This window comes from Terriglobus sp. YAF25, assembly GCF_052113305.1.
GTDB lineage: Bacteria > Acidobacteriota > Terriglobia > Terriglobales > Acidobacteriaceae > Terriglobus.
In genome coordinates, this window is sequence record NZ_JBFRCY010000025.1 from 1 (window position 1) to 12,608 (window position 12,608).

The 12,608-nt window shown below is 59.8% G+C and carries 9 protein-coding genes and 2 pseudogenes; 4 read left to right on the plus strand and 7 right to left on the minus strand.

Annotated features, from left to right (window positions below):
• Both AB4043_RS01895 and AB4043_RS01900 read right to left on the minus strand, forming a co-directional pair.
• On the minus strand, positions 1-1,389 hold a 1,389-nt coding region (locus AB4043_RS01895), incomplete at its 3' end, for an alpha-amylase family glycosyl hydrolase (RefSeq protein WP_442306396.1).
• Positions 1,390-1,434: 45 nt separating this feature from the next.
• Positions 1,435-2,136, minus strand: coding sequence for an MFS transporter (locus AB4043_RS01900; protein WP_442306397.1), 702 nt, complete (start codon positions 2,134-2,136; stop codon positions 1,435-1,437).
• 75 nt (positions 2,137-2,211) lie between these two features.
• On the opposite strand from AB4043_RS01900, the pseudogene treS reads away from it, so the two are divergent.
• From treS to AB4043_RS01915, 3 genes and pseudogenes are all read left to right on the plus strand, one after another.
• Positions 2,212-3,879, plus strand: a pseudogene (treS, locus tag AB4043_RS01905) (maltose alpha-D-glucosyltransferase); the annotation flags it as partial.
• A gap of 146 nt (positions 3,880-4,025) precedes the next feature.
• A complete protein-coding gene (locus AB4043_RS01910) occupies positions 4,026-5,216 on the plus strand; it encodes a hypothetical protein (protein ID WP_442300559.1) in 1,191 nt (396 codons plus the stop codon).
• A gap of 47 nt (positions 5,217-5,263) precedes the next feature.
• Entirely contained in the window at positions 5,264-5,989 is a 726-nt protein-coding gene (locus tag AB4043_RS01915) for a hypothetical protein (RefSeq protein ID WP_442306398.1), read from the plus strand.
• Between the two features lie 162 nt (positions 5,990-6,151).
• On the opposite strand, the gene AB4043_RS01920 is transcribed toward AB4043_RS01915, so the two are convergent.
• The gene (locus AB4043_RS01920) at positions 6,152-7,072 is read right to left on the minus strand and encodes a segregation and condensation protein A (RefSeq protein ID WP_442300557.1); all 921 of its coding nucleotides are present in this window, start codon (positions 7,070-7,072) and stop codon (positions 6,152-6,154) included.
• Between the two features lie 70 nt (positions 7,073-7,142).
• The gene (locus AB4043_RS01925; protein ID WP_442300556.1) at positions 7,143-8,528 is read right to left on the minus strand and encodes a DEAD/DEAH box helicase; all 1,386 of its coding nucleotides are present in this window, start codon (positions 8,526-8,528) and stop codon (positions 7,143-7,145) included.
• A gap of 387 nt (positions 8,529-8,915) precedes the next feature.
• Here AB4043_RS01925 and AB4043_RS01930 point away from each other — a divergent pair, with 387 nt between their 5' ends.
• Positions 8,916-10,253, plus strand: coding sequence for an amidohydrolase family protein (locus AB4043_RS01930; RefSeq protein WP_442300555.1), 1,338 nt, complete (start codon positions 8,916-8,918; stop codon positions 10,251-10,253).
• An 87-nt stretch (positions 10,254-10,340) separates the two neighbouring features.
• On the opposite strand, the gene msrA is transcribed toward AB4043_RS01930, so the two are convergent.
• The 3 genes and pseudogenes from msrA to AB4043_RS01945 form a co-directional block, all read right to left on the minus strand.
• Complete coding sequence (msrA, locus tag AB4043_RS01935) at positions 10,341-10,817, minus strand: peptide-methionine (S)-S-oxide reductase MsrA (RefSeq protein WP_442300554.1); 477 nt, start codon at positions 10,815-10,817, stop codon at positions 10,341-10,343.
• Positions 10,818-11,246: 429 nt separating this feature from the next.
• Positions 11,247-12,137 (minus strand): pseudouridine synthase, encoded by an 891-nt coding sequence (locus tag AB4043_RS01940; protein WP_442306399.1) that lies wholly within the window; start codon positions 12,135-12,137, stop codon positions 11,247-11,249.
• 57 nt (positions 12,138-12,194) lie between these two features.
• Positions 12,195-12,608 (minus strand): annotated as a pseudogene (locus AB4043_RS01945) (SMC-Scp complex subunit ScpB); the annotation flags it as partial.

Here is a 12,608-nt window from a genome sequence, read left to right on the forward strand (position 1 = left end):
GGTACGGTAGACCTGGAAACAACTCGCCACCTCGCGGATGACGCGGCGGATCTCGGCACGCGTCGTGTCGCGGCGATCACGATTGTTTTCGCAGATCTCCACGAGAAGCGCTGCAAGACGATTGACGTCCGAGCCCAGAGCCTCCTGCGTGACATGATGCTTCTTCTCATGCGCCACATCTTCAAAGTCGATAGGTTCATGTGTGAAGTCGGAGTAGATGGTAGTCATCTCTTCCAGGCCCGGACCATGCGCCAGCAGGCCATTGCACACATTCAGAAAGTCATACCCGCTGGTGCCATGAATGGGCCATTCCTGGCGCAGCCACTCACCTGACTCGAGGATCTTCTCGCCGATGATCCACGCATCGGGAGCCTGTTCGCGCAGACGCCGGAAGTATCCCTGGGGATCGCGCAGGCCGTCGGGGTGATCGACACGCACGCCGTCGAGCGCACCCTCTCTCAACCACTGCAGAATCAGCGCATGAGTCTCTTCGAAGACGTGTTCACGTTCGACACGCAGGCCGATGAGCGTGTTCACATCGAAGAAGCGCCGGTAGCCAAGCTCCTGGTCTGCCGTACGCCAGTAGGCGAGGCGATAGTTCTGCTGGTTCAGCAGATCGTCCAGGGCATCGATGTTGTTGTTCAGGTCCGCGACCGCCTGATCGATCGAACGGCAGATGTTGCCGTCTTCAGCGCACAGACGTTCCAGCAGAGCGTAGATGACGGTCTTGTCGCGATGGCGGTTGACGGCGACACTGCGGTCCGTCGCTTCCGGTGCGGGCAGGCGGGCAAACGAGTCGGCGATAAAGCTCAGGGTATCGCTACGCGCATACTCCGCGGCACGCTGCAACAGGCCGTAGAGCGAGCGTGGCGCCACGGGGAACTCATTCTTCATGTAGAGCACCACGAAGCCGGCGCCGCGGCGCGCGACCCCGATCTGACGATCGCTGAGAACCTTGCCGTACTGGTCGCCAAGGATCGGCACCAGCACCTTGTTCTGCAGCTTGGCCTCTTCCTGATGCCAATTAATGTCGAACCACGTCGAGAAACGCGACGCTGGCCCGTTCTCCAGCACGTCCCACCAGAGCCGGTTTTCCGGCCCCAACGCCATGTGGTTCGGCACAATGTCGAGAATCTGCCCGAGGCCAAGTTCACCCAGGCGCCAGCGCAGGCGTCCGTGGCCCTCGATACCGCCGAGCTCCTCGTTCACCTTCTGGTGATCGACAACGTCGTAGCCGTGCATGGACCCGGGTGCAGCCTGCAGATACGGCGAACAGTAAATGTGCGTGATACCTAAATCGTGCAGGTAGTCCGCAACGGCGGAAGCGTGGTCAAAGTCGAAGCCTGCATGCAGCTGCAGACGATAAGTGGACGTGGGGATGCGGGCCATTCTTCTCTACTTTCCGTGATGGCATGTCTCGGTCCTTGGGACACACTAAGGTCTGCACCTTAAGAAGCGAATTTCGCTGGCGGGGTTGGATGGCTGCTGCAGGAGACTAAACGGTAGAAAACAAGCGTCAGGAGGCGGTTTTTCCACTGGGCAGTTCGCGAGGTCGCCGGCTGGTCGCCGCCACTGCGCGATATGAAAAGCGGACAGCAGCGCGAACGCCGCCGGAAATACGATGGACGAGGCAAACGTCATGCGCCAGGCAACAAAGGTTGCGAGTAGTGTGGTCAGCGTAGGTCCGCCGAGACGCTGCACGATATTCAGCGTGGTGGTGGCCATGGGAAGCTGTTCCCGCTGAACCGCAGCATACGCCGCTGAGATTGATGGTATTCCGATGGCTCCCATCGCCATACCGCGGAGGAAGAGTGTTACCGCCAGCATGGATGTCACGAGGCCATGCCGGCTGAGATACAGAAATGGAAGTGTTGCCGCCGGCGAGAGCAAGGCTCCATAGGACGAGACGCGGCGAAGGCCGAAGCGTTGTGTCAGCGTTCCCATCATGGGATAGGAGCAGAGCATTCCCAATCCCATTGGGGTGAGCATCAGGCGCGTTGTCGAAGGCGACTCCCCACATGCGCGAATAAGGAAGAACGGAATCAGCATCTGACCCGCAAATGAAATTCCATTCGAGAGGAACTGTATCGTCATCGCAGTCCGAAAGGTGCGGTCGCGAAAGTATCTGGGCAGCATCTTCGATGCCGCGTGACGCCGGAGCGGCAGACCGCATCCAACGGAGTGACCGTCATGAACGAGGCACGACCCCCTGTGAAGAAGGCTGGCAGCGCAAACGATCCGCTTTGGTACAAAGACGCCATCATCTATGAGTTACACGTTAAGGCGTTCTGTGACTCGAACAATGATGGCATCGGTGATTTCCCGGGCCTTGTCTCCAAGCTCGACTATCTGCAGGACCTCGGTATTACCTGCATCTGGCTTTTGCCGTTCTTTCCCTCCCCGCTGCGGGACGACGGCTACGATATCGCCGACTATACCGCCGTCCATCCGGCCTACGGCACCCTGGAAGACTTCAAGCTCTTCCTGACAGAGGCCCACCGGCGCGGCATCCAGGTGCTGATCGAGCTCGTCATCAATCACACCAGCGACGAGCATCCGTGGTTCCAGCGCGCACGTAAGGCTCCGGAGGGTTCCACGGAACGTGACTTCTATGTCTGGTCACACACCGACAAAAAGTACCCCGGCGTACCGATCATCTTCAAGGACACAGAGAAGTCCAACTGGACCTGGGACGACGAGGTGGGCATGTTCTACTGGCACCGCTTCTTCCACCACCAGCCGGACCYCAATTTTGACAATCCGCTCGTCTTCGATGAAGTGGTCAAAGCGATGCGTTTCTGGCTCGATCTCGGAGTAGACGGCTTCCGCCTGGATGCCATTCCCTACCTCGTTGAACGCGAGGGCACCCGTTGCGATGCATTGCCCGAGACCCACGCCATCATCAAGGAGATCCGCGCCATCATCGACAACGAGTACACCAACCGGTTTCTGCTGGCGGAAGCCAACCAGTGGCCCGATGATGTGCGTCCCTTCTACGGCGATGGCGACGAATGCCACATGTGCTTCCACTTTCCCCTGATGCCGCGCATCTACATGGCGCTAAGGCAGGAGGACAGGCTTCCCATTACCGACATCATGACGCGCACGCCTCCTATTCCGGACAACTGCCAGTGGGCCCTGTTTCTGCGCAATCACGATGAGCTGACGCTGGAGATGGTGACGGACGATGAGCGCGACTACATGTACCTGGCCTACTCGGCTGACCCGCGCATGCGCATCAATGTGGGCATTCGCCGCCGCCTGGCGCCACTGGTCGACAACAACCGCCGCCGCATCGAGCTATTGAACTCGATCCTGCTTTCGTTTCCGGGGACACCCATCATCTACTACGGGGACGAGCTCGGCATGGGTGACAACATCTACCTGGGCGACCGCAATGGTGTACGCACTCCGATGCAGTGGTCGGGAGACCGCAATGCCGGCTTTTCCCGCGCGAATCCGGAGAAGCTCTATTCGCCCGTGATCATGGACCCGGTGTGGGGTTACCAGACCATCAATGTGGAGGCCCAGCAGACGGACACCTCTTCCCTGTTGCACTGGACCCGCAACATGGTGGCTCTGCGTAAGCTCTTCCAGGTCTTTGGCCGGGGGGCGCTCGAATTCCTTACCCCGGATAACCGCAAGGTGCTGGCCTATATCCGGGAGTATGATGGCGAGCGCATAGTATGCGTCGCCAACCTGTCGCGTTTCGCGCAGCCGGTCTCTCTGGATCTGTCACGCTTTGTCGGCCTGATGCCGGTGGAGATGCTGGGGTACGTTCCTTTCCCCCTCATTACGGATGCTCCATACCGGCTGACTCTGGCGCCATACAGCTTTTTCTGGCTGGAGCTGCAGCCGGCCCCTCCGCAGCTGGATAGGATGACGCAACAGCAGCACCAGGAACCGGCCCGGGATCTGCTGCTAATGACCGAGCCGATGGGGCATCCCGTAGAAGAAGTGCCGGGACCTCCCGAAACAGGTAACGATCCGGGCAGTGTCAGCAACTAAACTTGCTTGAGAGCACGATGTCTACGACCGCCGCCCCTCAACCTTCGACCAGCCCATCCCAGGCAACCACGCCTGCACTTCTGCTTGCACTGCCGCCGCTTGATGCCGAGCAGTTACGTGCCACCTTCAGCCATCTGCGGCCTGTCCTCGCCGGCCTGCCGGTACTTGTTGCGTATCCCGGTCACGAAGAATCTATCGACCTTCCGTTTTCGACGGTTGCCGTCACTCCCCCTGCGGCTATTCCTCCCGCACGCTGGATCCACACCGCCGCGGAGTATCTCAACGCCTACAAGATGATGAGCGAGTATCAGGCTCCGCGCTGCCTCATGCTGGCCTCGGGCTCGTGGACACTGGCGCCGCAGAATTTGCGGGCCATGGTCACCGCTGCCATCGAAAACAACATTGATCTGGTGCTTCCGCGCTACACGACCTCACCCTATGACGGCCTGGTGACCAGCACCATCCTGGCCCCGGTCACGCGGGCGCTCTTCTCCATCAAGGTGCACACGCCGCAGCCGCTCGATTTTGCATTCTCCCTGCGGATGGGCGAACGGCTGGCGGCGACGGCACAGCGATTCACCGCCGCCAATCAGAATGACGCTCTGCTGTGGCCTGTCGGTGAAGCCGCGACCGCCGGCTTCAATGCGCAGGAAGTCGCGATGGACACGCGATCGTTCCCAGTTCCCGAGGTCACCGACCTGACCCAGTTGCTCACCATGGTGGCGGGTTCGCTCTTCTCCGACGTAGAGAGCCGCGCCACCTACTGGCAGCGCGCGCGAACGCAGGCAACCGTGGTCGGGAGCGAGCCTCTGGTCTTCAGTGCAGAGCCGCCCAAGCCTGACGTCACCACCATGATTGAGACCTTCCGCATCGGCTACAAGAACCTCTCGGAGATCTGGTCGCTCGTGCTGCCGCCGAACTCCCTGCTTGGCCTGAAGAAACTGTCGATCCTGGAAGAGCAGCACTTCGTCATGCCCGATGCACTCTGGGTCCGCATAGTGTATGACTTCCTGCTGGCCTGGAGGCTGCGCACCATCAATCGCGCGCATCTGCTGGGCGCTTTGACGCCGCTATATCTGGCATGGGTAGCGAGCTACATTCTGGGTGAACGGAAAGAGGCCCATATCGAAGCCTTAGCTGCGGCCTTCGATTCCGATAAGCCCTATCTGGTCTCGCGCTGGCGCTGGCCCGACCGCTTCAATCCATAACCAACGTTTTCTGCTGAGATAAGAGTTACCGAAAGGAGACCAACGCGATGTGGCAACAGATTCAAGAGGCCCTCTCCGGCTCCGCCCACCGTGTTCTGTCGCGGCTGGCCAGCCTGCTACCCGGTCTGCTGGCGTTGATGCTGGCGATCCTGATCTGCACCCTGATCGGCGCGGCACTGGCATGGGTAGTACGCCGCATCCTCATGGCGATCAAGTTTGACGAACGCATCAGCACCGGGGCGCCCACCAGCGTCTCGGACTTCGCTCCAAGGCGATCCGCAACCCTGCTGATCTCACGCATCGTGCTGTGGGGATTCGTCGTGCTCGGCTGCATCATCGGCATCTCCACGCTCGACGTCTCGGCCGACTCGAAAGATCAGATGACGGTCTTTTTCCTGCCCTACGTCACCCACTCCGTAGGCGCAATCGTCATCTTCCTGATCGGCAACCTCGCCGCACGCTTCCTGGCGCGAACGGTGCTCATCGGCGCGGTGAATATGAGGCTGCAGTACGCCCGCTTCCTTTCGCTCGRCATCAAGTGGCTGGTACTGGTGCTCACCGCCGCCATGATCCTGGACCACCTGCAGATCGGCGGCAATATCATCGAGCTGGCCTTCGGCATTTTGTTCGGCGGTATCGTACTGACGATGGCGCTAGCCATTGGCCTGGGATCGCGCGATATGGTCTCACGGTCGCTCGAAAAGACGGGTCCGCAGGATTCGTTTATCCCAACGCCGCCGCCACAGGAGAGACCACAGGTACGGCATTTTTAGCTACCCAATCACTGGGTGCCCCATCCATCGCAACGCGATGGGTGGGATGTTCGAACAGCTTGGCTCACCACAAGACAAAGCGGTTCGAGCTTCGCTCGAATGTCCCACTCACGCTACGCGTGAATGGGGCACCCAGAGTATGGGTTCCGAATCTAATCAGCCTCAGCGCCAGTCGTCGCGGACGGACTGCTGCTCTTCCATCACCTTGTCGAAGTCGTCTGCCTTCTTGATCATGATGTCGCCGAAGGCTTCTCCCTGGCGAAGCAGCACAGCCTGAAGGCGCACCAACTCCAGCATCGCGAGGAACATGCAGATGAGCGCGCGCTGCGAATGGGTGTTCAGCAGCAGCTTGCGCAGTGAGACTGGACGGTCTTCCATCACCATGCGGCGCTTCACATAGTCGATCATCTGCGCCACGGTCACGGACTCCTCATCCACGTTCAGCACCGGGCGCTTCTTCATGCGGTCCAGGATCTCCTGGAAGACGCGCACCAGATCGACCGTGTCGGCCGCGATCTCGCGGTCACCCTCGGTGATCTGCTTGAAGTCGCGCAGACCCGGATTGCTCCAGACAGCCTCTTCGATCTGCTGCTTCTGCAGCAGCATCTGCGCCGCGGCCTTGAACTTCTCGTGCTCCAGCAGGCGTTCGACCAGCTCGCGGCGGGGATCTTCAGCTTCGCCGGCAGCAACCTCAGCAACCTCGCGCGGCAACAGCATCTTGCTCTTGATGTGGATCAGCAGCGAGGCCATGTAGATGAACTCGCCGGCGGCATCCACATCGGTCTGCTTGATGTGCTCGCAGTAGGCCAGGAACTGCTGGGTGATCTTTGCGATCGGGATGTCGTAGATATCGATGGACTGTTTGCGGATAAGGTCCAGAAGCAGGTCCAGCGGCCCCTCGTAGACCTGCCCGACAAGGATGGAGAATGGGGACTGCGACGCCTCTTCCTTCGCGGGGTCAGGACGCTTGGGGTCCACCTTCGCGGGAGTGGCGGCGGGCTCCGCCACAGTCTGGACTGCGGCTTGGGCTGGGGTCTCGGCCGCAGGAGCCTGCGTTGCCTCGGTGATGATCTCTTCCGGCATTCGTTTTTATTTTAGGATGTCGCCCATGGCGGAAAAAGTGGGGGAAATCCCCCCCTTTTCTTTTCTGGTGTTACCGGCGGCGCCGGCCCCCAGAACGGTTGCCAGAACGGTTGCCAGTGGTACGGTTGGCCGGACGCTTGCGACGGCCGCCTCCACCATTATTCCCGCTTGGGGCAGGCGCTGCAGCGCCATCGCTCTTCCAGCTACGGTTCTCCAGGGCCAACAGAGCATCGATGTTGCCAAGGTCCAGGTTTCCCAGGTCGACCGGCTTATTGCGCTCTTCTTTTTCGAGCGCCTTATGATCGGCCTCGATCCAGTTGAAGGCAAATCCCAGCTCCCGCTCCAGCTTTTTGGCCTCATGGCGCTCCTGCGGCATCACGTAGGTCGTCGCGGTACCGGTTGCGCCGGCTCGTCCGGTCCGGCCGATGCGGTGCACGAAGTCGTCAGAGGCGTTGGGCAGGTCGTAGTTCACAACGTGCGCAATGTGGGAGATGTCGATACCGCGAGCCGCAACGTCGGTCGCCACCAGGACGCGGTGATTGCCATCGGAGAAGCTCTTCAGGGCGGCGGTGCGCTGCGACTGCGAGCGGTCGCCATGAATCACCGTGGCGTCGTGTCCCAGCTTCTGCAATTTGCGTGAGATCCGATCGGCCCCGTGCTTGGTGCGCGAGAAGACAAGGAAGCTGCCCTCGTGCTCGTTCAGCTCCTGGTCCAGCAGCGCCTGCTTCTGGTCCTGCATGACGACAATGGCCCGCAGTGTGACACGGTCGGTTGGCTTGCTAGTGGTGCCGATCTTGATGCGCACCGGCTGCTTCACGTAGTCCGACAGAACGTGCTCGATATTGGCATCCAGCGTGGCCGAGTAGCACATGGTCTGACGCTGACGCGGAAGCGCGCCGACGATGCGGCGAATCGAGGGAAGGAAGCCCATGTCGAGCATGCGGTCGACCTCATCGAGCACCAGCATCTCAACGTGCTTCAGGCTGACTTCGCCGCGCTTGAGAAAGTCTTCCAGCCGTCCCGGAGTTGCGACCACCAGGCGCGGACCGCGGCGAAGCTGATCAAGCTGCTGGCCTTCGCTCAGGCCGCCGACGACCAGGACGGAGTCCTTCTTGGCGGCGGGCTCGATCTTCGCGTAGCTGTCGATTACCTGCATCGCAAGCTCACGCGTAGGCAGCAGAATCAGCGCACGCACCGGCTTTTTCACGTTGGCCGTGGAAACCTGTGTCTCCATGCGGTGAATCAGGGGAATCAGAAAGCTGAGCGTCTTTCCGGTGCCGGTGGCCGCGGTGGCGAGTACATCTTTGCCCTCCAGAGCCGGAGGGACAGCGCCCGCCTGTACCGGCGTGGGAGTAGTAAATTTGGCTGCATCCAGGCGCTGCTTCAGCTCCGGCGAGATCGCGAAGTCAGAGAAGTGCACCTTGGGCGTGGATTCAGTGGAATGTTTTGTCGTCAAAAAGAATGTCGTTTACGGGTATGGTTTCTACAACGCAGCGGCGGCGCGTTTGCGTCGACCGGTAGAGCAGCACTGCGTTTTACGTAAGAAACCCATCGTCCGCGGGACGCGTGCTGTGCAACATGGCGAGGAAAGCGATCTGCCTTCCATCCAAGCCAGAGTAAGAACTGCGCTACAGCTCCGGTTGTGCTGGTCTCTGGCCACGCCACCCTGCGGCGGCGCTCCCCATCCACAACCTCTGCTTCAAGCGTATCACGCGCGGCGCCCTAACTAATTGTGGCCATTCTGCCTCCTCGAGCATCAGAAGCTCTGAATAGAAGAAAGGACATAAGCGAGGTCCGCATGAAGCAAGTCCTGCGGTTTTTTGCCCTGGCCGCTTTAGGATGGATGAGTACAGCCGCCCTGGCAGGCGAGAAGTACCACATCAACACCCATCCAATTCCAGACAATACCGTGCTTCGCGGTGTACGTGTGATTGATGGCACAGGCGCCGCCCCCATGGAGGACATGGCGATTGTCATCCACAAAAAGAAGATCGTTGCGGTAGGTCCGAATGCGCAGATCAGGACTCCCAGACATGCGGAGGAGCTGAACTGGAACGGTAAGACAGTGATTCCCGGCCTCATCGACGGCCATGCCCACCTTGGCCTGGTGCTGCACGACAAGGCCGAAGGCTCGGCTGACGCCTACACCGAGGCCAATGTCGTGGGCGAGCTCTATCTGTACCAGCGCTACGGCGTCACCACTGTCAATTCTCTTGGCCTGAATCCTGACCTGGTTTATGACCTGCGCAAGCGTCAGCGGCAGGGCCTCATCGGTGGCTCTCGTCTGCTCACAGCCGGCCGCGGCATTGCAATTGAAGGCGGAGCTCCTCCCCTGACGGTGAAAGACGATGCCATCTATCGCGTCAAGAATCCTGAAGAGGCGCGCGAGGCTGTGCGCGCTATGGCGAAGCAGAAGGTAGACGTTATCAAGGTCTGGGTAGATTCGCTGCGCGGCTCACACCCCAGCATGAATCCCGCGATTTACAAGGCTGTCATTGATGAGGCTCACCAGCATCGGCTTCCCGTTGCGGCGCATGTTTATTACCTCGCCGATGCCAAGGATCTGGTTGCAAGCGGCGTGAATATTCTTGCCCACTCGGTGCGCGATGCCGGTATCGATCAGGAATTGATTGACGCGATGAAGGCCAAGGGAACCTGGTACATTCCAACGCTCGCAGCCGACGAATCAACCTTCACCTACCTCGACCATCCGGAATTTCTGGAAGGCACCTTTGTCCGTCTGGCCGCAGGCCCGGAGCTCTCAACCCGTCTTGCTGATACGGTCTACAAGGGCAAGATCGCTGCTGACCGTGGCACCACCATCAAGCGCCAGGATCTCGCCACCGCGATGCAGAATCTTCGCCGCGCTGCAGAGGCAGGTGTGAATATCGGCTTCGGTACCGATGCTGGAGCGCAGCCTGTACGCATTCCCGGCGTCAGCGAACATCGTGAGCTGCAACTGATGGTGCAGGCCGGACTCACTCCTATGCAGGCGATTACCATCGCCACTTCGAAATCAGCTGCCATGCTGCATCAGACAGATACCGGCGTCATCGCCGTTGGGAAGACCGCAGATCTCCTGGTGCTGGATGGCGATCCGCTCACGCAGATCGAAAACACCGAGAAGATTCTTGGCGTGTGGCACAACGGCCAGCGTGTCGGGGAACTGGCGACGCAGTGAAAACAACAAATACGTAACAAAGAAGAAGGGCCGGTATCTACCGGCCCTTCTTTTCTATTCGATGCTTGACTTGGGGGAGGCTGACGCTCAGATGTGACAGGCGACCATGCCGCGCTTTTCGAGATATTTCTGGTGGTACTCCTCGGCTTTCCAGAAAGTCTGCGCCGGCTCAACGGACGTCACGATGGAGCGTGAGTAGGATCCCGAGGCGGACAGGTCGGCGATCTTCGCCTGCGCTGCGTTGGCCTGCTGCTCGGAGTGGGTGAAGATGACTGAACGGTACTGAGTACCCCAGTCTGGTCCCTGGCGATTCAACTGCGTTGGGTCGTGCAAGGAAAAAAAGGCATCGAGCAGGCGATCGTAGCTGATACGGCTTGGGTCGAAGGTGACCTGAACCACTTCGGCATGACCTGTCCGGTCCGTGCAGACCTCTTTATACGTTGGATGCTCAAGGGCGCCGCCCTCATAGCCGACTGCTGTTTCTAACACACCGGAGAGCTCGTCGAAGCGTGTTTGCACGCCCCAGAAGCACCCGGCACCAAATGTTGCTTTTTCAATTGGCACTGCAGTGTTCCTTTCTACAACTACGAACACGAATAAGATGCCAGCCGAGTATGGTTTGTCATCAACAATCTGATGAAAAATCGAAAGATAGTAACCGGTAGTGCCAGTGTTAACAACAGGTTGCGAGTTGTATGCACACGGGTGTACTCTGCCGGTCACCGGGGCTGCGCTGGACGTTAAAGACGTCCCGCTCTAAAACAATCGGCCGATTTTGAAGACGCTTTAGCCCGAAGTTTTGGTCACATCGAAAACACAAAAAAAGGATTTGTAGCGACCTAGGATGGTCGCTACAAATCGGTCTGCGTCGATTGTGTTTTGTTACAGATTTTGGGAATTTCTAACCGACCCTAACGTTGTGAGGGTCGGGCCCCCGGCGTCCTCCGGGATAGGGCCCGAACTGGCGATTTGTTCCAGCGATTCGACGAAGGGTTAGCGCGAACGGCGTCTGGGGCCTGCAGGCTTGAAGCTGGACTTCGCTCCAGGCTTGCGCTTCGGCTTGGCTGGTTCCTTCAGCTTGGCAGCCTCCGGGAGCACCTTCTTGCGTTCCACCTTACGGCCCTGGCTGGCACGCCCGAGAGCAGTGACTTCACCTGGTGTCAGCTCCCGGAACTCACCCGGCTCCACATCCAGCACCAGGCCACCGTAGGCGATACGGCGGATCTTTTCGACGTGATGGCCTATCTCCTCAAACATCTTGCGGAGCTGCCGGTTCCGTCCTTCGGTCAGGGTGACCGAGTACCAGGGATTCTCGCCACCGCGCGTCAGCGCGATCTCAGCCGGCTGTGTCAGCACACGGTTGCGGCGATCGCCCTCCTGCAGGCGGCCGCGCTCGATCATGATGCCGCCGCGAAGCTGGTGCAGCGCCTGCTCGCTGGGCTGGCCGGAGATCTTCACCAGATAGGTTTTAGCCACACCACTGGAGGCCTTGGAGAGCGCATTCGCCAGTTCACCATCGTTGGTAAGAATCAGCAGGCCCTCAGAAAGGTAATCCAGACGACCGACTGGATATAACCGTTCTCGCGGAGCCTTTGGCGACTTGGCGAAAAGCTCCATGATCGTCGGCCGGCCCTCAGGATCAGAGAGCGTGGTGACATAGCCGCGCGGCTTGTTCAGAACAAAGTAGCGGTGGCGCTCCGGACCGTGCAGCAGCTTACCGTCGACACGGATGTGGTCGCGCTCGGGATCGGCCTTGGTGCCAAGTTCGGTGACAATTTCGCCGTTCAGAGTGACACGGYCGGTAAGGATCAACTCTTCCGCGGCGCGCCGTGAGGCGAGACCAGCCTGGGCAATGATCTTCTGGAGACGTACGGGCTCGCTCATATCCCCTCTATTATCGCCTGTCAGGACAAAAAGAAAGGAATTACGACTTCGATCGAGTTACGCAGTCTCGATGCCCGCGGCGCTCGCCTTCTCCTCAGCCTCGACATCCTCAGGCGCAACGGTAGAGGCCGAGGCTGCTTCTGCTTCAGCAACTTCCGGGGTCTCCCCTGCCTGCGGCTCTACGTCCGCGCCATTGGTTTTGCCTGCCGGCTGGGAGTCCTCTACGGATTCACCGCTGCCATCCGCCTGCGGTTCAGGCGTCGGGGTCTCCTGCGTTTCTTCGCCCGCTCCCTGGGGCTCAACGTCGGGATTCGGCGCGCCTTCCGGGTTCGGATTGATGTCCATCGGCAGATCCTCCTGCTCGGCGAGTTCGCCGGCCATCTTCTCGAACTCTTCGATGCTGGGAAGCTCGGAGGTGTCTTTCAGGCCGAAGCGGAGCAGGAACTCCTTGGTGGTCTTGTAGAGGATGGG